Here is a 22,584-nt window from a genome sequence, read left to right as displayed (position 1 = left end):
CGTATCGTCAACCTTAAAGTTGCTTTAAGGTCAACACCGGACAACGCCCATGTTCACCATCGCCGAAGCCGCGCGCCGTGCGGCGTGCCCGCAATCCACCATCCGTTATTACGAGCGCGCGGGTGTGCTGCCGCTGGCGCGACGCGGTGACAACGGCTATCGCTACTTTGAGGCGGGCGACGTCGAACGCCTCGCGTTCGTCAACCGCGCCCGGGAGCTGGGTTTTTCCATCGCCTCGGTTCGCGATCTCCTGCGGCTGGCCGATCATCCACAGCAACCTTGCGAAGCCATCGATACGCTCCTGGACGAACAGGTGCGTTCGGTGCGTCAGCGCATCGCCCAACTCCAAGCCCTCGAGACGCGCCTGGCGCACTTGCAGCGGGCCTGCGACGGCGAGCATCCGGTGCATGAGTGCGGCATTCTGGCCGCTTTGTCCGATACCGACATCGCTTGATTAACCAAAAACAGACGCGCCGGGACTCGGACCGTTTTTTCTTCGGCTTCGGCGGCTTGCATCACCATTCGCCTTCGCGCCGTCAATTCAAGACGCCATCGCCTGTTCGATCAGCAGGTAGCAGAGAAAGCCCACGAAGAATGTGGCCGAGCCAAACGCGGTGTCGCCTTGCTCATGCGCTTTGACCAGTAGTTCCTCGGTGACCAGATACATAAAGACCACGGCGCCAAAACCGAGGACCGCGGCCATGACCGGCTTCGAGGCGCCGGTGAGTGTAGCCACACCGATCGCCGTACCGATTAACGTCAGCAAGGCCAGCATCGTGGGTAAACCGATCAATGCCCAAGGCGACCGGGTCGGCAGTGTGGCGGACACGGACAGGCCGACGAACAAGTATTCCAGCGTAATCGCGATAGTCAGCAAGATGCCAGTGCTCCGATCGCTGGCAAAGCCCGCGCCCAGGACGACACCGTCGATCAAGAAATCGATGCCGATGGTTGCGATCAAGCCAATCGCCACTGGTGAACCGCGCCGTTTCGAGCGCCGCTCGGCGGCGTCGCTGAACTGCCGCAAGGCGAACATGACCGCGATCCCGATCGCGAAGCCCACGATGGCCGGGCCGGGCGCCGAATGGAGTACGCCGGGCACCAGTTCGATCGCCGCGGCGGCGAACACTACGCCCGCGGCCAAGTGCTGCACGGCACTGGTGACCTGCTCGCCCGGCGTGCGAATGGTTACGACGAGCCCCGAAAACGCAGCCGCAGCGACGGGGATCAAGGTAAAGAGCAGTGCGTCCAGATACATGTTCGAGTTCGGCTGAAAAGGTCCGCCCGGTGTTAACCGAAAACCATGTGCTGGAGCAGGGTTTGCGTCCCGATACCGATCAACAACAGGCCGCCCAGGCCTTCCGCATAGCGCGGCATGCGACGCCCGGCGAGCATGAAACCCGCGCAGGTCATGACAAATGTCGTGCTACCAATCACGAGGGCGGCCATGACGATCGGTATTTGCAGCACGACCAGGGTTACGCCGACCGCGGCTGCATCCACGCTGGTGCTCAACGCCAATAGTGCCATCCGACCTAATCCCGGGCCGCTCTGACGTTGCGCGCGTTCGGACGCGCGCCAAGCGTCACGAATCATCTTGAGGCCGATCGCCACCAGCAAACCGAACGCGATCCAATGATCGATATGCGCCATCGCCGAGCCCAACAGCGCGCCCAGAGTCCATCCGATCACGGGAGTAAGGGCCTCGAAAGAGCCGAAATAACAGGCCCTACGCAATGCTTCTCGTGTTCGGGTGCTCCGGGTCTTGGCGCCTTGCGCGACGGAGGCCGCGAATGCGTCCATGGACAAACTCAGATCGAGCGACAACGAAGTGATGAACGACACGCGAGTACCGATTAAAGAGCCGCAACAGCTCGGAAGCAGCTTTATAGAGATGTGCGCATCGCGCCTCGAAATACCATGCAAATCAATTTGTTACAGTGCTATTATATTAAGTCGTGGCTATATTGCTTACCCGTGGCAAAGCTGGTAATGATCTTGACGGGGCGTCAAGCTTCAGCTTGTCTGAGTTGAGAGTTCTTCAGTCATCGCAACGGCCCGAGGGCTTAGCGTACGATTTTTACCGTTTATGTTGAGTTCCGGATCATGTTGAGTTGTCGGAAGAATCCCAGTTCTAGAAGGCTTTGCAAGGCGACTTACCCAATATGATTCAGACTGTGAAAACCCAACAGATTGCACGATCCGCCAAGCGGGTCCACCAGCCGGAGTCGATCCAGGCTGTGTGAAAACTCGAAACATGGGCATTCAAGGGGTTCGTTTACCCCTGTCCAGTAGCCGATCGTGGCGTCAGCAGGCGTACAGAGCGTCGGTTTTCAGCCAGACCGCGACCGGAGTGAGTTTTCACACAGCCTGGGCCCAATGCGGACGTTGCAGCCAGTGTTCCGTCAATCTCTTTACACCGAGACAAGAGAACATTCCACGCAGAATTCGCCGTAAAGGGCTATCAATCTCTATACAGTCGGGGTGGATACCGCTGGATCCGGTGCGACAGGATCGACGCTAGATTTTGCGCTGGGTATATGCAACAACCGAAGCGCATTAGCCGTCACCAAGACGGCCGCGCCCGTATCAGCCATGATAGCTGGCCAAAGCCCGGTCAAGCCGGCGATGGTCGTGACCAGGAACACGGCCTTTAGACCCAGGGCCATACCGATGTTCTGATGAATATTGCGCATAGTCCGTCGCGATAGCGCGATCATGCTGCCGACGTCGCGGATATCGTTGTGCAGGCTGGCGGCGTCGCCGGTTTCCAGCGCCACATCCGTACCGCCGCCCATCGCGATGCCGACATCGGCCGCGGCCAGCGCCGGGGCGTCGTTGATGCCGTCGCCGACCTTGGCCACCTTGAGGCCTCGGGCCTGCAGTTCGCGCACGGCCTCCTGCTTGTCTTCCGGCATGAGTTCGGCGCGCCCGTCGATCTCGAGTTGGCGGCCGACGGCTTCAGCCGTGCGCCGGTTGTCGCCGGTGAGCATGACCGCCTCGATGCCGCGCCGCTTGAGATCGGCCAGCGCATCCACCGCTTCGGGCCGCAGTTCGTCCCGCATGGCGAGTATGCCGAGCAGTTTATCGTCGACGAGCAGCATGGCCACGCTCTTGCCCTCGTAGTGCAGGCGTTCGAGACGCGATTCGGTGTCGGCGTCGATCGCGGTGCGCTGCCGCGCGGCCGCCACCGAACCCAAAAACAGGCGCTGGCCCGCCAGTTCCGCGGCCACGCCCTCGCCGCTCAGCGTCTCGCCGCGGTCGACGGCGGGCACCCGAATATCACGCGTCTCGGCGGCAGTCATGACGGCACGCGCCAATGGATGACTCGACTGTTGTTCGACGGCTGTCGCCAGGCGCACCACGCGGGCCTCGTCGGCGTCGCCGAGCGCCAGCACATCGGTCACGCGCGGCCGGCCTTCGGTGAGCGTGCCGGTCTTGTCGAACGCGACGGCATCAACGCCGCCCAGCGTTTCCAGCACGGCCCCGCCCTTGATCAACAGCCCGCGCCGCGCGCCGGCAGACAACGACGCCGCGACCGCCGCCGGCGTGGAGATCACGAGCGCACAGGGACAGCCGATCAACAGGATCGCCAACGCCCGATAGATCCAGTCGCTCCACGCACCGCCGGCCAGCAACGGTGGCAGCACGGCGACCAGCACGGCGACGGCCACCACGGCGGGCGTGTAATAGCGCGAGAAGCGATCGATGAAGCGCTCGGTCGGCGCCTTGGATTCCTGGGCCTGCTCCACGAGGCGCACCACGCGGGCGATGGTGTTGTCGTGGGCGGCCGCCGTCACGCGCACCTGCAAGGCCGCGTCGCCATTGATGGTGCCGGCATAAACCGTGTCGTCGACCTGCTTGCGCACCGGCGTGCTCTCGCCGGTCACCGGGGCCTGGTCGACCGCGCTGTTGCCCTGGATCACCACGCCGTCGGCGGGGATACGATCGCCAGGGCGGATAAGCACGGTCATATCCGGACGCAGCGTCGAAGCCGGCACCTCACGGATCGAGCCGTCGGCCTCCACCTGCTGTGCCGACTTCGGCACCAGATCACCGAGCGCCGAGATACTCGACCGGGCCCGGCTGGCGGCCACGCCCTCCAGCCATTCACCGAGCAGGAACAGGAACACGACGACCGCGGCTTCGCGTGTGGCACCCAAGGCCATGGCGCCCACGGCGGCGATCGACATCAGCATTTCGATGGAAAACGGCGTACCCGCGAGGACCGCGCCCATCACGGCCCGGCGCCCGACCGGTATCAATCCGATGAGCGTGGGGATGCCGAACCAGATGACCGCGTAGCCGGGCAGGACGGTCGTCAGAGCGGCGGCCAGCGCCAGCGTGACCCCACAGGCCAGCGTGGTGACGATCTTGGCGTTGCGATACCACGGGGTTTCGGCCGGCCCGCTATCGACGTCCGAACCGGCGGCGCCGTCGGGATGACCGACGTCCGATGCGTCGCGGCGATCGTCGGGCTCGCGTTCGACCCCGTAACCCAGCGCGCGGACACGTTTTTCCAATGGCGCGGGCGCCATATCCGGCGCGTGCTGCACGCTCAGGCGGCGGTTCGGTACGGAAACCTGTACGTCATGAACGCCGGCCACGCGACGGACGGCGCTGTCGATCTTGGCCGCGCAGCCCGCACAATCCATACCGCTGATCCGGTAGCGCGTGATCGCTCGATCGGCACCGGTGTCGTCGAAGGCCGCGGCTTCGGCCTTGAGGCCATGGTCGTGCTCGCAGCACGAGTCATGGTCATGGTCATGGTCATGGTCATCATGAGCACAACACGGCGCCGCGTCGGGCAGCGTTTCGTTGGCCGCGACGCGCGATGTGCCGTAGCCGAGCGCACGGATGCGTTTTTCCAGCTTGTCGAGCCGGGCGTCTGCCTCGTGCTCGACGGTCAGGCGCCGGGCGGTGACCGACACCGAAACATGGTCGATACCGGGTACGCGGCGCACCGCGCCTTCGATCTTGGCCGCACAGCCGGCACAGTCCATACCGTCGATATGAAAACGGCTTGTCATCGTGGAAGCACTCATATTCATCACACTCGGCGTTTATACTGGCTCGAATGCTAAGTGCTATAGCCGCTATAGGAGCAAGTCCGGCGCACGACAGCTGTATGGCGTTTGATTCGCCGTCGATCCGTTCCTATATCTATAGTCGCTATAGAAAATGGAGCTGCCCATGCCCGCGCTATCCATCGGCCAGGTCGCCGAAAGCAGCGGCGTCAAAGTGCCCACCATCCGCTACTACGAACGCATCGGCCTTCTCGCGGCCCCCGCACGCAGCGCGAGCAATCGCCGGGAGTACGGCCCGGACGCCATACAGCGCCTGCGCTTCATCCGCCATGCTCGCGAACTCGGCTTCGACATCGAGGCCATTCGGACGCTGATCGAGATGCAGCATCATCCGGCGCAGTCTTGCGAACAGGCCGACGAGATCGCCAGCGCACAGCTCGCCACCGTCGAGGACCGAATCCAGCGGCTCACCGCGCTCAAGGGCGAACTGGAGCGCATGCTCACCTGCTGCCGTCACGAGCGCGTGCGCAACTGCCGGGTGATCGAAACGCTTGCCGATCACGACAAATGCCTGCACGAGGCCCATTAATGGGATTTAACCGCTGTGCGGCCATGAGTCTATGCTAATAGAGTTGGGCCGTACGCTCGGCTTGTTCGTGCTCACGGCCGTTGCAGAGATCGTCGGCTGCTACCTGCCTCATCTGTGGTGGAACCGCCCGGGAGCCCTTGGCTGCTGTTGCCGGCTACAGCCAGCCTTGTGCTGTTCGTCTGGCTACTGACCCTTCACCTGCAGGCGGCCGGCGGGGTTTATGTAGCCTACGGCGGTATCTATGTGAGCGTCGCCCTGCTATGGCTCTGGTGGATCGAGTCGACCCCGCCGAACGCTAGCGACATTGTTGGCGTACTGCTCTGTTTGACCGGCATGGCCATCATCGTACTGGGCCCACTTCATCGAGAAGTGTCCACCTAGCCGTGGCCGCAAGCTCGGCTAACCACGCATCGGTCAGCAGAGCGTAGACCGCACCTTCGCGGCCTTCACAGGCCGCGTCCAGGGCGTCTGGCAGGGCTTCGACCGGCGCGTAGGCGTCGGGAAACTTCCAGTCGAGCAGTGTGCATCGGGCTGGCGGCACTCGAACTCGAACTCGATGTCCCAAAGCCGCGCAGCGCCGTTATCCAGCGCTTCGAGCAATACGGGGCCCTGGCGCCGACAAAACGCGTAGCAGGCGGCAAAGTCGGCGCACTTCAATCCCGCGACAATGTCCGACCATGGGGCTGTTCTCATCGATCATGCGGCCTAAATTCCCAATTCTTCGCGCCAACCGGCAGCGAGCTCGGGATCGTGCTCGGCCAGGGCATTCAGTTGCGCTTCGATGTCCACGCCGGCGGTGATCTCCTGATAGCCACAGCCGGGACAGATCCAAATCTCTCCGTCCATTAGATCGAACCGATTGACCGGCGATTGGCTGCATTCGGGGCAGGGCCCATCAACTTTTATCATAGGGGTCCTCGGGGCGGATGAGCCCATGGAATAGCTTAATCCTGCGCGTAATGGTCAAGCCAGCCGGCCGGCGGCAGACCCTGCCGGGACTGCCAATGGCCGTCCGGATTCTGGAACAGCACCACGGGCGTACCGCGACCGCCGACGTTGAACATGGCGTCGCGGTGGCGATCGAGGACATTGGCTATCTTGTCATCCGGTTTCTTGGGCGTGACACCGCCTTGTTCATTGGCCACGTCAAAGCCAGCCTCGTCCTGGGCGAGCATGCCGACGGGATCATCGGCCGACAGGATCGTGGCAGCCCGGCCGATACTGCTCGAACCGAGCACGCCGACCAGGATCCAGTGGATCCGCAGCTTGCCCTGTTTCACCAAAGGGGCGGTCTGCTGATAGAGCTTGTGGCAAAAAATGCAGTTGGGATCGAGAAAGACGTACAACGCCGGCGCATCGGCCGCGCCCTCGGTAATCAGATGTTCGGAATCCAAGCCGTCGATCGTCTGGGCGACGTCGGGCCGGGATTGATGCTGCCGTTTATAGCGTTTCGACAGATTCGTGCCTTTCGGCCCGTAGAGTGGGCCGAGCATGAGATAATCGTCTTCACCGTAGACCACGGTCTGGTAGCCGTCGCGTTTGACCCGATAGCCGGTCAGGCCCGGCTTGTCGGTGGGAAATTGTTTCACTACCTGGATCTCGCCGGCATCGACCATCCGGCGGAGCACTTTGGGGTAGTTCGGCTGCGGTGGGGATTCGGCCGCGGCCGGGCCCGCCGCGATCCCGCTGATCAAGGCGATGCCGGTGATCGCCGCAACAAGGGCATTATGGCGTGTCATGCGATCGATCTCCTGCAAGACTTGCATGGGCGACAGTTATCAAGGCTGCGGTGTGCCACCGAACAGCAGCCGCGCCGTTTCGACCCAGCGCCTGTAAAAGCGGTATCGGGGCGTGATTGCCGGATAATGAACCCAGCGGCCAGTGTCCGGATGCGGGCCTTCGAGTCGGCCGTCGGCGTACCAGCGCAGTCGCGGTCTCGTGCCGAACCGGCAATGCGTACAGTTGCAGCGCGCGAATATCGACCGCGGCCGGCCACCGGTTGATCTGCCAGACGATGTGCCGCGTTTGGATTTCGGCACCGCAGCGGGCGCAGTACAGGACCGGCCGATTCATCACCTCAGATCCGCCCGCTGCGGGCAACGGAAAAGCCTCGGCTGCAGGCTTGCCCTCTTGGACCATGCGATCCTCGATGGCTGTGTGGGGGTGAAAAGCCACCAGGCTTACTCCACGACACGCGTGCCTTTGGCTCGGCGCATTGTTTCGACGTGATCGCGAATCCGATTCCGAACCCGCTCGTGATTCTTGATCGCCTTGAGCATCAGATCGTCGTTCGTGCGATCGGTCGACAGCACCTCGACGTTGCCGCGGCCAGCCAGCCGGTACAGCAGCGGGGCCGTTGGATTCGTGTCTTCCACGCGGTAGAGCTCCACTTCCTCGCCGCGACGCGTGAGCAGGCCCCACTGCTTGCGTAGCCGCTGGCTGGTGAGCTCGTAGCGGGTGGCCTGCAGCGCAGCGGCATAGACGCCGGCGACCGCCAGCGGAATCAGCGCCAAGCCGACCCACGGCCAGGGCCCGTAGATGCCCAGCACGGCCGCGGCAATCACGGCGACAACGTAGATATGCAGATTCGTGACGTGGCCGGGTGTGGCTGACCATAGGATCTGCTCATCCTCGGTTGGGCCCGGTGCCGGTTTGATGCGAGCATCCACCGCGGCTCCGTCGTCGGTTGTATCGTTCATCGTCAGTACCCGTCGAAATGACGGGCTCATGCTGTCCGGCCGGCGCAGCTCGAACAATAGAAAATTCCGACAGGGGCGTGTCGGAATTTTGATCGCGCATCATTCATAGCCGCGATCCACCGCGGCCGTCCGTCGCGGTGAAATCTCGCCAGTGCCGCCAGCCCTGGCGACAGTAAAAGCCCCATTCGCGGCGTTTTCGGCCGGTGAGAGACAGCGTCGTGGCCGGGCGATGATTGATCAGTTCGATGCGATGCGGTCGCACGGCGTTGTATCGCATGACCACATCGCCGGCGCGTCGTCGATGGGCTACGGTCGGCCCACCCGGATGCCGGGCGTCGGCCGGCACATGCTCAAGGTATTCGCCGTCGAGAATGATCGTGATCCAGGGCCAGGGATGGTCGTGCAACGCCCGATCGTCGTCGCTGGCCAGAAATTGATGGACGAATACGTTACGTCGGTGGCCGTCGACCCGCGGATTCTCGTGCTCAAGATCGAGCCGCCGGATCGCCGGCGACCGGTCGAGCCAGCGCCGCCCCTGGCGGATGACATACCACCGGGCGAGATACGGGCCGTTCTCGTTCTGGATCAGGAAATCACTGGATCGAGCCTCGCTGTGGTATTCCCGCGCCCAGGTCAGAAGGCGACGCCGTAGTGTCTCCGGAAGCCGCATTGCCGATCGTCGTCTGGTAAATGGCGAGGCCAATCTGCGCGATCGTGTGCGGCGACACAATACAAAATCCCACACGCTGCTGTCGAAATTTTGGGATCGGCCGGAGCCAAGTGGTCAAAGACCGATCAGCCCCCAGCCGGGCCTCAGCCGGTCTGCGTTTGCGCGGCGTGGCGTGGCGACGCAGGTTATCCACAATGATTGTGCGAAAAAAAGGCCCCTTCGAAAAGGGGCCCTAAATTGGTCAGGTGGTCGGATTGATCGACGCAATGCACCGGCGGGGAATCCCCCAGCACGAGCCGTTGTCGGCTTGGCCGATCAGCGGTTTCCGGGACGTTAGTGTCACCGTGTGCGGAACACACCCTTCGGTGAGCGTGACCTGATCGCCGATCGAGGCCGCAGCCACCATGCGCTTGAGGCGTTGTTTGTCGGCATGACGTCGACGAACACGCTCTCGCCACGGTGCGGCGAACTCGCTATTGGGCACGGGGACTTCATCGAGATACGACACCGGACACGAGAGATCGGCCGGCCCCATCGATTCGTCGACGGGCTTGTAGCCCCAGCCGTAGCCCGGATCGTGAACCATCAGATACGCTACGATGAATCGACCCCACCCTGGATATTTCAGGTTTTCCTGAATAGTCCAGAGTACGTTGCCCCGCACGCATTTCCGATGCGTGCGGAGGTTGGCGTCACCTTCGGTGAGGTGTTCGATGAGTTCGGCCTTCGTCTGGCCTTGTGTGATTAACCATCCCATGGGGTTGCTCCTGTGAAAAAAGGGAACACCGGCGCCCGCCAGGGACGTGGTGTTCCCCGGCGGGTGGATGATGAGAAGTCCGCGTCAGCGGACGTTTGTGTTGAGCTCGGCACGGCCGCAGTGCGGCCGGCCCAGCATGACGTCAGTACGAATAATCGACGCCGCTTATGGATCCGAATCGGTCTTGTCGACGATGTGATGGAGGTCGATAGCCGCCTCGGTCAGGTATCGATGATCGACGACGGCATCGCAGAACGAGCCGTCGCCTTGCGGCACCTCTGAAAGCTCATCGTCATCGGCACCATCGGTGTCGTAGTCGATGATCCAAACGTTCACACGGATGGCCTCCGAGCGATCGGAAACCACCGCTTGCACCAGGCCACCTTCCATGACGATGGCCAGCATCGGCGGCGTGGTGTCGCGGTTTGCCCCGGAATGACCGGCGGACTGGGTCGATATCGTTTTCATGGTGTTGCTCCTGTGAAAAGAGGAACACCAGACCCCGCCAGGGTGATGTTCCCCTGCGGGTGAATAAAACGCCCGTGAATGGGCGTGGGTTTGTCAGATCAGACCGTTATGGCTGATCAGCCTGGCTGGCCCGGGCGAGCTCATAGGCCGTATCGAGATCTGACCAATCGATCGAACCGCCGTTGGTCTCGCCTTGTTGATACGCGGCCACAAGTGCGCGGGCCGCAGCCCGTGCTCTGGCGTCGGATCGAAGCTGTTTCACACTGCTGTCCGATACGGGGAAATCGCCCTCGGTCTCGATCGTTTGCACGATCTCAAACGTTAGTGCAGCTCCGGCGTCGACGTCTTCGTCGAAATCATCCCGAAGTAAGGGATGCTCCGGCGTGTCACCCCAGATCTCACACGTATCGAATAATGCCTGAGCACGTTCGATCGCGTGATCCTGGGACTCGGCCTCGATGCCGACCTGGACGTGGTGGAAGTAGGGCAGCGAATAGCCCACGACGTATTTCATGGTGGTTCTCCAATAAAACGGGAAACACCAAGCCCTCGGGGATGGTGGATCCCCGATGGATGAAAGCCGGGCTCAGGTAAAACCGGCAGCGAACGAGCTCGTCAGCATTCGCCACAGAGCTCGCGGAGTTTAAGGCCAGCCGTCTGGATCGCCTCGGCCGTGAGGTCGAATACCGACCCGGTCACGAAATCCTCGTCGCTATCGGATTCGATACCGCCGAGCACGGCCACGCCGAGTTCGACATCGGCTCGGATGGCCTTGACCGTCAAAACCCGATACGCCCAATCGCGGCCATAGGCGCAGGCCCGTTGGTACTGAGCCTGGCCGTATGCCGGATGGGCCTGGGCATAGCTGGCATTGGCCGGCACGAACCGGTCGAGCACACGATGGTTGAATCGATCGTGCGCGATCGCGCCGGGTACCCAACGATTTTGAAATTCGCCGATCGTATCGACGCCGACCAGATCCCAGCCGTGTTCATCGGCCTCGAGACGAGCTTCAACGTCAAAGCCGGACTCGCACCACCGCGCATAGCGTGGCTCGATCGAGTCGTTCCACGCGAAGCCGACACGAGTAATCCAGCGATCGACTTCCAGCTTCTGACCGGCGTGCTGCCAGGCTGATAGCGCCGGCAGGGCCGGATGCTGATGACGAACAGAGCGATAGATCTGTGCTTGTGTCTGCATGGTGTACTCCGAATGAATCGGGCACACGCCACCCCATTGGGGCGGCATGCCCGATGGGGTGGAAAGGAAAGACCAGGGCGAGGCCTGGTCGTGAACGTCAAATGAGACCGCGTTCGGCCATCGAGGTCGCGTGATCGCTTGCCACGATCAGATGATCCAGAACGCGCATATCGAACAATCCGACCGCCTGGGTGATCCGCTCCGTGATGTCGCGATCGGCCCGGGACGGCTCGGATACACCGCTCGGATGATTGTGATAAAGCACCAGACCGGACGCATTGAGCCGCAAAGCCTCCTTGGCGATCTCGCGCGGATAAACGGCAGCGCCGTCGATCGTCCCGCGAAACATGATCCGATCGTCGATAATCCGATTGCGGTTATTGACGAAGATCACGCCAAAGACCTCGTGCTCGAGGTGTGCGATCTGCAGCTGCAGATACTCCCGAGTCTCCATCGGGCTGCTCAGGACGGTTCGATCTGAGACCAGGTGGCGCTTCATGATTTCGCTCGCCTGGCGAACGATCATTGCATCATCGTCGGATAGCGCTAAAAGCATGGTGATACTCCTTGAAAAAGGGCACACCACGCCCTGCGGGGTGATATGCCCCGCAGCGGGAAGACGGATCTTGCGTTAGCAAGTCCGGATGAATTTAGACCGCGCCGAGATCGCTCGACGTACACGGCGAATCGAGGCCTTGTTCCCTGGCGAACCGATCAAGTCGGTGGGCCAGCTCCTCGATGAAGTAGGAATCGAAGCTCTGATCCGACAGCGCCGCGTTCTTCACGGCCATGTCGTGCTCGTCCTGAACATCGGCTAGAAAGCCAATATCAGGAATAGTGAGCTCGGAATGCCCGAAGACATCACAAAGCGCACCGGGCTCCTGATCGAATAGATCAGGAACGGACAGATTGCACTCTGGTTCACTACCGAGCCGCCCGTCGCTGTCGAAAATGCCGATCGCACACGAGACCAGACGATTGCGCTCGTCGTAGCCGTGATAGATGCAGCTGGCGCCGCTCAGCCGTCCGGCTGGCAAGCGCTGAACAATGAAATGATGATGAACACGATTGACGATTGACTGACGATCGAGCGTGTTCGATTCGGACATGGTGTGTCTCCTGAAAAATGAGGAACACCAGCCCGCCAGGGGGATGATGAATCCCCCGATGGGAAGAAAGTAGCGTTCCGCTACGGTTTACGAGGCCAAGAGTGCCGATGCCGGCCGATCAAGCCCTTCATTGGACGCGAAACGATCCAGCCTTTGGCTCAAATCGTGACGGTACGACGCGGGATCCAGTTCGCGTTTGACATCGAAGTGCTGCCACGCAGTGGCGACCGCCGACCGGTGTTCGGACTCCAGGTCGATGAGAAAGGCGAAATCGTCGTTGTCGAGTTCGTCGTCATCGTCCAGGCCAAACAAAGCCGAGGCCAATCCCGGCGCTGCTTGCAGCTTGTCGACGAAGGGTGTGTCCAACTTATAGCGATCGGCCGGACGATAAACCCGGTCGCTGCGCAGGCAGCCAGCCCAATCGAAAAGGCTGACGACTGACCGAGCGGATCGGGTTAACGGCTCTTCTTTGATGATAAAACAGGCATAGACCCGGTTCAGGATCGCTTGCCGGTTGGCATGTGTCAGAACTGACACGGTGTTTCTCCTGTGAAAACAGGAAACACCACGACCCGCTCGGGGAAGGATGTTCCCCGGCGTGGGCGGAAGGGGCTGTCCAAGGCGGACAGCTGCTGTTTTAAGCGTGGATCGAACCCCGCAGGGCGCCTCGTCGCACGATCCGCGTGAGGCTTCAAGGGCTGCCATTCAAACCTGGCAGTGGGGTATTCAGCTTCAGACTAGACACGGCTCATTGCGAGTGTCAACAGACATGGCCATTCGCCAGGAATCAACTTGCCGTGTCAACGCCCGACCAGGCCGCATCACCCAACAAGCGAGACATACCGGCGTTCTTTACGGTGGCGGCTGGTGACACGACTGCTTGTTCTACGCCGTGAAGCAGGACAACCCGGATGATCGGGTGGCATTTGCTGACACACCTAACCAGCGTTATGTTTGTGGATAAGTATAAACGGGAATCATCATGACTACTCACACGCCCAACGTACAGCCGCGCCCGAGGCCGCTTCGAGCGTTGGCGCGCTGGCTTGGTGTCGGCGCACTCGGCCTCGTCGCCTGGATCCTATTGAGCGTTGTCACCGCGTTACTGGATCCGCGCGCCGAAGGCGCTGGCCTGATCGGGGCCTTCGATAGCCTGAGCGCGTTCCTGGCCACCGGCGCCGCGCTAACGGCCGTGCCGATGATCGCGTACACCATTCATCGGCACGGTTTCGGCCAATGGGCCACGATCGGCATCGCCAGCGCGCTCGTCGCGATGGTGCTCGGCCTGGCCGTCATGCACTGGCACGCCGTTCTCATCACCATGGCCGTCGTAACGCTTTTGGGTTTGATGCTCAAAAATGGGATTCCTGACACTATTCTGGACGAAGGTGACGAAGATGGCTGGCGAAACGGCTGGCAAGGTTTCGGCTGGTATGTGCAAGGCGTCCGCATTGATAATGAAACTGAATAAGCATTGGGTCTAGAGTTTCCCGCCCGAGGCAGTGTTTTGAGCTTTCGCTCCACCTTGCTTGCCTGCTTTACCAGCTTCGTCTGAACCACCTCTGACTGCGTTCCCCAAAACACTACCGGCTCCAGCACCAGCCCATCCCAACATTGCGAGCCACGCCGTGGGCAACACCACCACCATGGCTGCCTGCACTAGGGTCAGAATCGAAATATCGTAGGCATTGCTCAATCCGGCCATGAAGCCGAGCTTGGCCGCATCGCTCTGGTAGAGAAGGTCCACTAGGTTATTGTTCAGCCAGCGCGACAGGGCGAACCAGAACGTCAATGAGGCCATCCCGAAGTAGCCAAAGGTCAGGATACCAATGACCTTCATGCTGTAGCCGGAAATCACGATCACGACCGGAATGGCGATGACGATCGCCATCATCAGCAGATACTGGACCATGGGCATCGCCCGTGCCGCCACATCCTTCATACCCTCCGCCGGTAGCCAGCTCAGCCCGGCGCCCAGCGCACCGGCCGCGGTACCGATCGTGCTGTTGAGACCGTTACCGCCACCGGAACCGGACACAACGTCGCTGCCCGAATTGCCGTTCGCCATCCCGCCATGTGTGTTAAGCAGGGCACGGATGGCATAGTCGTCAGCCGTCGACGATGTGAACGCGGCATGAATGTTCTGCCAGAGGCTGGTATCGATCTGATCGTGCAGACGGGTTCTGAGCCCGTTCCCGGCAGCAGACCACCACTGTTTGCAGGTGGGATAGCCGCCTTGCGAGGGATGGGTACCGTAGCCGGAGTCCCGCGAGGCGTTGTAGGCAAAGCCCTGGACCAGCCGGTGAGACTGGAAGCTGTCGTAGTAGCCGGGGGTGTTGAGAAAATAGTGCGAACCAATCCAGTCGGTATCTTTGGCCACGTCCGCGTCCAAACTCTCGGACGCATAGAACAGTTGGGTCCGGGACCGGCCATAACACCAACGTTGGAATCGGGCGACCTCGCTACGCAGCGTCGGATCCTGGATCGCGGTGTGGTCAAGCTCGGTGCGTAGATACTGATAGTCGGTATTGCAGGGCAGCGCACCAAGCGCTGCGTTGGTGACGCCGTTCGAGATCGCATGAACAAGCGCCCACCACAGCGGCATATCGGCGGTCTTGCCGCCCAGGGCAGCGCCGGCACCGGTGGATGTCCCGCCGGTTGCCGTTTTCACGCCACACTTTTGATAATACTGTTGGTCGAAATTCGCCGGCGCGAACTGTACGCTCAGCAGCGGCACGGCGGCGAATATGTACACCAGGAGCATCGCATACAGCGTTGTCTCGATCCGGTTGAGCGAGAGCAAACCCTTGTTGCCCTCGTCCTCACCTTCACGGCGCGCGTTGTACCACTCGCGCGCGATAAGCGCAGCAAAAGGAATGGCGGCGAGCATGGTCGTATTGAGCACGTCCCAGATCGCGTTGCTCACGATCCAGCCGAGCATCAGCACGACGTTCTCGAAAAAATCGAATACGGTCAGATCCGCGCTCATGCCGCTTCTCCGCTAGCTCGCCGTTATCCAGTTGACGAGATCGGGCAGATTCGCCCCCTCGGTCACGACGATCACGGCCAGCAACATCCACTCGACACGGACGAGTCTTTGGCGCGCCGCTTCACCGCCATCGCTCTGGCGTTGCTGCAACGCGCGCAAGCGCGGGCGCCATCGCTTGATATACAGCGTGCCGATAACGACATAGACGCCAACCCGCCAGATCAGGGCGTAGGGGACGATCCGGGCCCCCCAATCACGGAACTCGACCGCGCCGCCGGCCATCGATAGGCCGATCGCGGCGATGGCGAACGCCACCACGAGGACCGCGGCCCAGGCGACAAGAAAGATCCCCCAGGCGCCGAGCCGGCGGGCTTTATTCGTTATTGCCATCGATTGCGCCCCGAGTGTCGATCTCGCGATCGCCTGGCCCCGTGTTGGCCGGTTCGCCGCGATGGGCGCTGGCCCGGTTACGGGTCAAGGCCATCGTGGCGGCGTTGTGGGCCAGGGACCGACGCACATCGATCTCGGTGCGCAATGCCTCGATACCGCGATCGAGATGCGTCAATTCGTTGTTGATGGCGTCCTGACCTTCATCGTTGTTGGCGATGCCGGGCTCGTCGGCGCCGGCCAACAGGATCCGGCGTGCCCAGAGGGCCTGCGTGAGCGTGCGCGCCAACGCCATCTCGGAGGCCAGGCGGTGGGTCAGCAGACCGCCCTGGGGATCATGCCGCAGCGACTTGATCACACCGCGCGATACCGCCAGCGTCGCGCCGGCCGAGACTGCGCGGAGATTGGCATCCGTGATCGGCTGGCTGCCGTTGACCATGGCCGTCAGATTCTTCTGGATCTCGTTCTGCTGATCTTCCAGGGCGCGCATCAGACCCGTACCGGATTTCGACTGCACTTTCTCGCAGCCGCTGCAAGTCTGGATCTGTTTCTCACCGATGACGTCGGTGATCCATTGCGAAGCCTCTTGGGGTGAACCCCAGACCGTGCACATGCCGCCGTTACAGCCGCTACCCGTCTCCCCGATATCGGGGCTCGACCCGGACCCGTCGCCGCCGGGCCACGAACCGCCGGGTGTCGGCACAGAGCCCCAGCCCTGGCCGCCTCCGGAAACCGGCTGCGTGCTGGTGGGATCCGTGCGACCGTGGAGGATGTTGTAGCCGGCCACGGCCGTATCGTGGGTCACATTGATCGGTTCTTGCGCGGTGCCACCCCGCTTCTCGCCGCCAACCCAGATCACGCCCTTGTTGCCGCCGGTGGCTTCGACCGATTGCTGGGCCGCGACGGCATCCTCGTTTTCCGCCGCTGTGGCCCGCCAATTCTCGGCCTCGGCTTGCCGCTGCCAGCCGCCTGTAATTTCGTCGGCCGCGCGACCCGCGATCGCCTTGCATGACGTTTTGGCTTTGTTGAAGTCCAGCCGGCCTTGCAGCACCCCGTTCGACAGCAGGTCGTAAAGACCCGGCGCAGCCCGCTGAATGATCATCGCCGGCAGGGCGGCGACCGCGGCCGTGGCGCTTTGCACGACCGAGCCCATCATGTTCTGGAAGCCGCGGGTCACGCCGTTCAGCTGATTGGCAACGGTCGCCTGGGGATTGAGCCCGCTGCAAGCCGAGCCCTCGTCCCAGCTAATGCCCAGACCGAGCTGACCCGGCTGATAGCCACGGCCGGCCGACGCGCTCACCGGGCCCCCGCCACCGATCTGGTAGTACAGATCGTCGCCGGCGGCCGACCAGGCGGTTAGGGGCAGGGTGAGACACAGAGCGCCGAGCAGCAGACCGGTGATCGGAATACGCGTCATGAATGACATGGCGACACCTCTATTGATAGCCTGGCTGAGGTCCGGCGAGTTGCCAGATGTCTAGCCCAGTGCGCTTATAAAGCACGGTCACTTGATCATGGCGTCCGGACAGACGGCGGGCTTTTTGGGTCACGCCATAGCTCATGTCGGTGCCAAACAGCCGCCCACGGGCGTGTTCTTTCTTCTGCAGGGCTTCGAGGCGATCTTTATCGAGCCCATAGGTCGTACTGACGTGAAATTGCACGCGATCCTCGCTAAGCGCCTTGCGTTGGGTGATCTCAAAATCCAGAAGCCGAATTACGCCGTGGAACCGCGTGTCCATCCGGTCCTGCAGATCCAGACGCACCCTGTCGACCGTCGGCCCGACATCGGAGCCCGCACCCGGCCATCAAGACGATCCCGCCAATCAGTATCGCGATCAAAGCCGTGCGCCGACCGAAAGACGTGTCGTTGTTCATCGTTTTCTCGCTAGCTCGAAAAGATCAGGACTTCACCGCGGCGCTTGCAGCATTGGTAGGGACGCCACAAGGCCCAGACGTAGTCGCCGTCGTCAGCGGTGACGTCGGCAAAGCTGGCGAGCACGCCGCGATCGGGAAAGACGGTGCAGGAATCGCTCATGTTGGGCTGCAGGCGCTGCCACTTGCCGCTCGACTCATCGCCCTCCTTGACGGGATCCGGTGGCCAGTAACCTTCGCGTTTCTTTGGATCCAGCGGGGTATAGACGTGCGGCTGACCGGTTCGCGTGACGAAATCGGCCACGCGCTGGGCAATCACCGCCGCGGCCTTGTAATCGTTGGCCTGGCTGACAAAGCCCGACCGGGGATAGACATGACCCCAGATGTTGCCGAGCACACCGACTTCGCGCTGGCCTGGTATCAACGCCTCGGGATAAGCGGACTCGGGCACGCCTTGCCGCCAGGCCAACGAATCGAACACCGACAGGTAATAGGGCTGCATTGGCGTCGCGCCGGCGTCACAGGTATAGCCGACGCTCGATAGCAGGTCGAAACCGGCCGCGGCTGGATGACCCACCGCGTCCGCGTTTTTGAAACGCACCTGTTGATGATCGCGCCCGTAACGACGTTCGCGCCCATTGCCGCCGTATTGCGCGGTGACGTTCGGCGGCGCCAGTGGGGAAATCACCGACCAGGGATTGTCGCCGGTGCGTTGGTAGACGGACACGACCAGATCCGGCATGTCGTGCTTGACCTTCACGCTGGTCTGCGTATAGCAGCCAAACGGCGTGCAGGTCAGCCAGACACACACGCCCTTGATCTGATAATCCAGGCAATCCCACGACGCGGCCGAGGCCACGATCTCGCCGGTATTGGTGGCCTCGGCCGGCCGCGGCATGACGCTGGCGCTGATCAACAGCGCAAACGCCGCGCACAGGACAAGCGGTGTGCGTTTCGTATTCATGAGCCGTCCTCCTGGGCGTTGCGGATCTCGGCCACGGCGGCTTTGACGTCGGGCTGGCCATAGACGACGTACTGGCCATCGACAACCACAGCCGGCACGCGCTCGACGCCGAGCCGCCAGGCGCGGAGCAGGCCGTCGTAGGCGCTGCCATAGGCTTGCTTGAAGCCTGACAGGCGCTTCTGTACGGCTTTCGCCGCCGCGGCCTTGTCACGGGGCAGGCCCTCGGACAACTGCTTGTCCAGCCGGGCTGGCTTGTCGATCTCGATGACGTCCACGCCGTCCGGCACATGCGTGACCGGGGCCCCGGCCACGGTGAACACCTCGACCTGGGCCGCGGCTGACCCGGCCGCGGCCAGCAGGGCGCATCCCATCAGTGTCGATATGATCCGACGCATGGGCTCACTCCCCGGTCGAGTCGGGCACCCTATCCATCTGAACCAGCGCGACCTCGGCCTTGCTCACAGCGAATCCATCGCCAGGCTCGCTGGCCCACAGGGCAAGATTTAGGGTGATTTTCCGAATGAAGGCCTCGTTTCCGCAGATTTCGAGACAGCGCTGCATCAGACCCAGGACGTGGCTACGCCATCGACGGCGGTCCAGCCGCTCGATGGCGGTGTCCTGTTCCTCGAGCAGCCAGTTCGCCCCGAATCCCGCGCGTTCCGGCGTCGTCACGACGCTGTGAAACGGCACTTCCGCCGCATCACGTAGGTGTTGTTCGACGCAATACGTCAGGATGCTGGCCAGCTGCGCGGTTTCCTGGCTATCGAATGACAACAGCAGGGCCTGACGTGTCGTCGTTGCGCCGTCATGGCCGAGCTCGTCCCCGCGCAGGTCGAAGATGACGTGATCATGGCCGTCGTGCTTGATTTGAATCAGCGCACTGGAGGGCTGCTGCTGACGAAACTTGATGCCGCGTCGGCCTTCAATCGGTTTGAACGGCGCGCTTGCTTGCGACGCGTTGATCCGTTCCAGGCCCATGTTGTCTTCCTGTGTCATGGGTTGGCTTGTGCGCGGATACCACGGGCTTCGTCCATGGCATCGGCGATATGCAGCGCCGCGTCGAGCTCCGAGCAGCCGCGTTCGATCATCACCCGGCGGCGCTCGGCTTTTTCTTCGCCCTCCGTGCCGGCCAGGGCGAGATAGCGGCTGGGCGGCACGACGCGGAACAACGCCTCGAGCCGGTCGGCCAACACCACGCCTTCGGTGTACTTGCCGTTGACCTTGGTCGCCGAGCGGATCAAGGCCTTCTGATCGTCCGAGAGGGTCTTGAAGCGGGCCAGCTGCTCGATTTCATCGGCGGGCGTGACCAGACAGACGTACCACTCGATCATGTTGAGCAAGCGCGCGGCGGCGTCGGGAAAATCCTCAAGATTCTGGGTCGCTAACCAGATCCAGTACGATAGCTTGCGGCCCATCTTCCCGGTCTTGACCAGATAGGGCGACAGCAACGGATTGACGGTGACGATGTGACACTCGTCGATGGCCTGGATGATCGGTCGGCCGGAATACTGGTCGCGTTCGGCGATGCCGATAATGATGTTGGTCAGGCTGATCACCGACAGCGCCAGCTGGGCTTCATAGCCGTCCCGTGCATAGTGGGCCAGATCGACCACCGTCACGTCGCACTCGGGCCAGGCTTTACCGGGCGCGTTGAACACCTGGCCGTCGAAACCGTCACAAAACAGCCCCATGGCCTCGGCCATGTCGTGGGCCTTGGCCTGCCGGGCCTCGGGGTGCGCCGGATCCTGCGATAGTTCGTAGAGTGCGTGACGCACGTCCTCGGTTAAACACGGCCGGCCGGCGTCGTTGGTGGTTCGCGCAGCGCGATAGATCGCATCGCGAACCAGGCGGCGATCGGCCCGACGAAAATCCGCTTCTTCCTTGGCATCGCCGCCGGTGATCATCAAGCGGGCCGTGATTTCCATCTCGCCGAGCAGATCGCGTTCTTCTTTGTCGGCGTCGTCGTCCTCGTCGATGACGACTGGCTCGTCGGCGCGGCGGGCATCCTCGCGATCGGCCGAATCCCGTCGATGGGTTGCCGTATCGTCGAGCAGACGGTGGGCGTCGGCGAACAGCGGCAGCGGCGGGGCCGCACCCGGCGCCAGGCGCACCTTGTTGACCGACAGACCGTGTCGGGCGAAGTCATCGGCCAGCAGGCCAAAGCTGTTGCCGACCTCAAGGATGAACAGCCGCGGCCGGCGTAGGGCCATGACCTGGGAAAAGATCGCGTTGAGCGTGGCCGACTTGCCGGCCCCGGTCGGCCCGAATACCAGCATGTGGCCGTTCTTCTCGCGATCGGCCAGCGACAGCGGATCGAAACTGAACGTCGCGCCGCCGCGATTGAAAAACGACAGACCCGGCCGGCCGGTGCCGCGTGACCGGCCGAAAAACGGCGCGAGATTGGCCAGATGCTGGACATAGCCCAGCTGGGTGTACCAGCCGCGCTTGTCCTGCTGCGGATCGTAGGCAAACGGTAGCCAGCGCAGATACGTATTCAGCGGCGCGATCTCGTCCTCGGCGGCCACGGGCTTGAGCTTGGCCTGCTGTAGTTGCGTGGTCAGGGCCAACGTGCGCTGACGCAGATCCGCGTCGGCGTCGCCCCGCACGAAAAAACTCAACGAGAACTGAAACATCTCGTGCTGATCGGCCAGCATTTCGCGGGCGCGCTTGCAGTCTCGTCGAACGCTCTCGGCGTTGACGCTGTCGCCCACGGCTTTCTTGCTGAGCAGATTGATGTGGTCTTCCAGCGGCTCCTGGGGCGTGGCCACGATCGTCAGCGCCATGATCGTATCTTCGGGCAACCGGTCCATGATCGCGTTGTAGACCTGCCCGTTGGAACGGGCGAGCTCGCCGGTGATGTGACCGACATCCGGACACTGACGCAGCTGCTCGACCGGGATGACCCGATGCGGCCGGTTGTCGAAATACCAGAGGCCGCGCTCGACGTCGCCGACCGGGTTGTTGTGGATGACGTCTTCGCCGAGATCGTAGTGGGCCAGATCCTCGATCGCGTCGTCTCCGGGATAGGCCATGCGCTCGTAAAACGCGCCCGGTTCGTGCCGATCCGTGGCCGGCGCCGGATTGAACCAGGGCAGCAGCCAGTGGTGGAAGGCTTCACCGTTCATGCGCTCGATGACCAGCCCGGAGCCGGACAAGGCCGCGGTCAGCCGGTCATAGACCCGATTGATTTCATCCTCGGCGGTCAAGCCTTCGGTCGCGGTCAGCCAGCGGTACAGCAGCAAGCGTACCCGGCGTGTCTGACCGCGCCAGCGCGTGTTCGTGACCCGGTCGTCGTGAAAAATCCCGCCGGGTTGGGCGATCGTGCGCAAATGCCGCGCCATGCCCTTGAGCCAGGCCTGAGTAAACGCATCGTCGGTCAGGCCAGCCGCGGCATGATCGTGCAGCGTCTCGATGTCATGGCGGGGATCGACTTCGTCACGCGCAAAGATCTGCACGATCCACGGATGGCGATCATATTTGGGCAAGGCGTCCTGAAACGCGCCCTCGATTTGATCGCGCACCGCGCCCAGCGTCTCCTGAGAGCGACCCTCGGTCGGGACCGGCCAGACCTCGGCCGCAATGCCCACAGACCGGCTGTCCTCGAGCAGAAAACAGCCGGATTGCGGCAGATACTCCACGAACGGCAGATATCGCGTGAACGACGGCCCTGGCCTGTAAGTGGCCGCGATTTCGCGATAGGTCGGTGGCCGGCCGCGGGCTTGGCCGTGCTGACCCGGCGGTGGGTCAGCCGGATCGACGGGATCGGCCGATTCGTCCCGATCGCTGGATCGTTTGGCACCCGTCAATAACTGGTGGAATACGTTGGGCTTCATCATCGTGTCCTTGTGATCGT

At 62.4% G+C, this 22,584-nt stretch carries 26 protein-coding genes and 1 pseudogene; 5 read left to right on the top strand and 22 right to left on the bottom strand.

Translation table 11 applies throughout. From position 1 onward, the window contains the following. The first annotated feature begins 49 nt into the window (after positions 1 to 49). Complete coding sequence (locus ACS8YF_RS13785; protein ID WP_353213523.1) at positions 50 to 454, top strand: MerR family DNA-binding protein; 405 nt, start codon at positions 50 to 52, stop codon at positions 452 to 454. Between the two features lie 87 nt (positions 455 to 541). Here the strand turns inward: ACS8YF_RS13785 and ACS8YF_RS13780 are convergent, their stop codons facing one another. Beyond that, on the bottom strand, positions 542 to 961 hold the full coding sequence (locus tag ACS8YF_RS13780; RefSeq protein ID WP_440850725.1) for a ZIP family metal transporter: 420 nt from the start codon (positions 959 to 961) through the stop codon (positions 542 to 544). Here ACS8YF_RS13780 and ACS8YF_RS13775 point away from each other — a divergent pair. Further along, positions 948 to 1,274, top strand: coding sequence for a hypothetical protein (locus ACS8YF_RS13775; RefSeq protein WP_440850724.1), 327 nt, complete (start codon positions 948 to 950; stop codon positions 1,272 to 1,274). The two genes, ACS8YF_RS13780 and ACS8YF_RS13775, sit on opposite strands and share 14 nt — an antisense overlap. A 16-nt stretch (positions 1,275 to 1,290) precedes the next feature. Here the strand turns inward: ACS8YF_RS13775 and ACS8YF_RS13770 are convergent, their stop codons facing one another. Continuing rightward, a complete protein-coding gene (locus ACS8YF_RS13770; RefSeq protein ID WP_353213718.1) occupies positions 1,291 to 1,803 on the bottom strand; it encodes a manganese efflux pump MntP in 513 nt (170 codons plus the stop codon). Positions 1,804 to 2,471: 668 nt separating this feature from the next. Continuing rightward, a complete protein-coding gene (locus ACS8YF_RS13765) occupies positions 2,472 to 5,045 on the bottom strand; it encodes a heavy metal translocating P-type ATPase (RefSeq protein ID WP_353213521.1) in 2,574 nt (857 codons plus the stop codon). 148 nt (positions 5,046 to 5,193) lie between these two features. On the opposite strand from ACS8YF_RS13765, the gene ACS8YF_RS13760 reads away from it, so the two are divergent. Both ACS8YF_RS13760 and ACS8YF_RS13755 read left to right on the top strand, forming a co-directional pair. Further along, a complete protein-coding gene (locus ACS8YF_RS13760; RefSeq protein ID WP_111747741.1) occupies positions 5,194 to 5,616 on the top strand; it encodes a MerR family transcriptional regulator in 423 nt (140 codons plus the stop codon). Positions 5,617 to 5,647: 31 nt separating this feature from the next. Then, positions 5,648 to 5,997: pseudogene (locus ACS8YF_RS13755) on the top strand (YnfA family protein). A gap of 324 nt (positions 5,998 to 6,321) precedes the next feature. On the opposite strand, the gene ACS8YF_RS13750 reads toward ACS8YF_RS13755, so the two are convergent. The 11 genes from ACS8YF_RS13750 to ACS8YF_RS13700 form a co-directional block, all read right to left on the bottom strand. Next, positions 6,322 to 6,462: a hypothetical protein gene (locus ACS8YF_RS13750; protein ID WP_353213520.1), complete on the bottom strand. Its 141-nt coding sequence runs from the start codon at positions 6,460 to 6,462 to the stop codon at positions 6,322 to 6,324. 98 nt (positions 6,463 to 6,560) lie between these two features. Then, positions 6,561 to 7,355 (bottom strand): thiol:disulfide interchange protein DsbG, encoded by a 795-nt coding sequence (gene dsbG / locus ACS8YF_RS13745; RefSeq protein ID WP_353213519.1) that lies wholly within the window; start codon positions 7,353 to 7,355, stop codon positions 6,561 to 6,563. Between the two features lie 441 nt (positions 7,356 to 7,796). Continuing rightward, entirely contained in the window at positions 7,797 to 8,315 is a 519-nt protein-coding gene (locus ACS8YF_RS13740; protein ID WP_353213518.1) for a PH domain-containing protein, read from the bottom strand. Between the two features lie 103 nt (positions 8,316 to 8,418). Next, positions 8,419 to 8,985, bottom strand: coding sequence for a hypothetical protein (locus ACS8YF_RS13735; protein WP_353213517.1), 567 nt, complete (start codon positions 8,983 to 8,985; stop codon positions 8,419 to 8,421). Between the two features lie 241 nt (positions 8,986 to 9,226). After that, positions 9,227 to 9,742, bottom strand: coding sequence for a DUF6927 domain-containing protein (locus tag ACS8YF_RS13730; protein ID WP_111747147.1), 516 nt, complete (start codon positions 9,740 to 9,742; stop codon positions 9,227 to 9,229). Between the two features lie 165 nt (positions 9,743 to 9,907). Continuing rightward, positions 9,908 to 10,210, bottom strand: coding sequence for a hypothetical protein (locus ACS8YF_RS13725; protein ID WP_111747146.1), 303 nt, complete (start codon positions 10,208 to 10,210; stop codon positions 9,908 to 9,910). Between the two features lie 106 nt (positions 10,211 to 10,316). Continuing rightward, positions 10,317 to 10,724 carry a hypothetical protein gene (locus ACS8YF_RS13720; protein WP_111747145.1) on the bottom strand — a complete coding sequence of 136 codons (408 nt, stop codon included), beginning with the start codon at positions 10,722 to 10,724 and terminating at the stop codon, positions 10,317 to 10,319. 101 nt (positions 10,725 to 10,825) lie between these two features. After that, the gene (locus ACS8YF_RS13715) at positions 10,826 to 11,410 is read right to left on the bottom strand and encodes a hypothetical protein (protein WP_037339304.1); all 585 of its coding nucleotides are present in this window, start codon (positions 11,408 to 11,410) and stop codon (positions 10,826 to 10,828) included. A gap of 97 nt (positions 11,411 to 11,507) precedes the next feature. Then, positions 11,508 to 11,966: a JAB domain-containing protein gene (locus ACS8YF_RS13710; RefSeq protein ID WP_111747144.1), complete on the bottom strand. Its 459-nt coding sequence runs from the start codon at positions 11,964 to 11,966 to the stop codon at positions 11,508 to 11,510. Between the two features lie 94 nt (positions 11,967 to 12,060). Beyond that, on the bottom strand, positions 12,061 to 12,519 hold the full coding sequence (locus tag ACS8YF_RS13705) for a hypothetical protein (RefSeq protein WP_037339306.1): 459 nt from the start codon (positions 12,517 to 12,519) through the stop codon (positions 12,061 to 12,063). An 87-nt stretch (positions 12,520 to 12,606) separates the two neighbouring features. Further along, positions 12,607 to 13,056: a hypothetical protein gene (locus tag ACS8YF_RS13700; RefSeq protein ID WP_037339308.1), complete on the bottom strand. Its 450-nt coding sequence runs from the start codon at positions 13,054 to 13,056 to the stop codon at positions 12,607 to 12,609. Positions 13,057 to 13,552: 496 nt separating this feature from the next. Here ACS8YF_RS13700 and ACS8YF_RS13695 point away from each other — a divergent pair, with 496 nt between their 5' ends. Next, positions 13,553 to 13,990, top strand: a complete 438-nt coding sequence (locus ACS8YF_RS13695) for a DUF3742 family protein (protein WP_037339309.1) — start codon at positions 13,553 to 13,555, stop codon at positions 13,988 to 13,990. 9 nt (positions 13,991 to 13,999) lie between these two features. Here ACS8YF_RS13695 and ACS8YF_RS13690 read toward each other — a convergent pair whose 3' ends face one another. The 8 genes from ACS8YF_RS13690 to ACS8YF_RS13655 form a co-directional block, all read right to left on the bottom strand. After that, the gene (locus ACS8YF_RS13690) at positions 14,000 to 15,508 is read right to left on the bottom strand and encodes a conjugal transfer protein TraG N-terminal domain-containing protein (RefSeq protein ID WP_037339312.1); all 1,509 of its coding nucleotides are present in this window, start codon (positions 15,506 to 15,508) and stop codon (positions 14,000 to 14,002) included. 12 nt (positions 15,509 to 15,520) lie between these two features. Beyond that, the gene (locus tag ACS8YF_RS13685; RefSeq protein ID WP_037339315.1) at positions 15,521 to 15,898 is read right to left on the bottom strand and encodes a hypothetical protein; all 378 of its coding nucleotides are present in this window, start codon (positions 15,896 to 15,898) and stop codon (positions 15,521 to 15,523) included. Next, complete coding sequence (locus tag ACS8YF_RS13680; protein ID WP_156962541.1) at positions 15,882 to 17,321, bottom strand: hypothetical protein; 1,440 nt, start codon at positions 17,319 to 17,321, stop codon at positions 15,882 to 15,884. Before ACS8YF_RS13680 ends, ACS8YF_RS13685 begins: the two co-directional genes overlap by 17 nt. Before the next feature lie 10 nt (positions 17,322 to 17,331). Further along, positions 17,332 to 17,658 carry a hypothetical protein gene (locus tag ACS8YF_RS13675; protein WP_037339318.1) on the bottom strand — a complete coding sequence of 109 codons (327 nt, stop codon included), beginning with the start codon at positions 17,656 to 17,658 and terminating at the stop codon, positions 17,332 to 17,334. Between the two features lie 122 nt (positions 17,659 to 17,780). Next, complete coding sequence (locus ACS8YF_RS13670; RefSeq protein WP_037339321.1) at positions 17,781 to 18,731, bottom strand: TIGR03756 family integrating conjugative element protein; 951 nt, start codon at positions 18,729 to 18,731, stop codon at positions 17,781 to 17,783. Continuing rightward, entirely contained in the window at positions 18,728 to 19,126 is a 399-nt protein-coding gene (locus ACS8YF_RS13665) for a TIGR03757 family integrating conjugative element protein (RefSeq protein WP_037339324.1), read from the bottom strand. Before ACS8YF_RS13665 ends, ACS8YF_RS13670 begins: the two co-directional genes overlap by 4 nt. Positions 19,127 to 19,130: 4 nt before the next feature. Beyond that, entirely contained in the window at positions 19,131 to 19,727 is a 597-nt protein-coding gene (locus ACS8YF_RS13660; RefSeq protein ID WP_037339326.1) for a hypothetical protein, read from the bottom strand. Beyond that, complete coding sequence (locus ACS8YF_RS13655) at positions 19,724 to 22,564, bottom strand: conjugative transfer ATPase (RefSeq protein ID WP_232226080.1); 2,841 nt, start codon at positions 22,562 to 22,564, stop codon at positions 19,724 to 19,726. Before ACS8YF_RS13655 ends, ACS8YF_RS13660 begins: the two co-directional genes overlap by 4 nt. Positions 22,565 to 22,584 lie beyond the last annotated feature (20 nt).

It is taken from the genome of Salinisphaera sp. SWV1 (assembly GCF_052044155.1).
Classification (GTDB): domain Bacteria; phylum Pseudomonadota; class Gammaproteobacteria; order Nevskiales; family Salinisphaeraceae; genus Salinisphaera.
The sequence above is the reverse complement of the archived record's forward strand: the minus strand, read 5'-3'. Positions and strand labels throughout refer to the sequence as shown.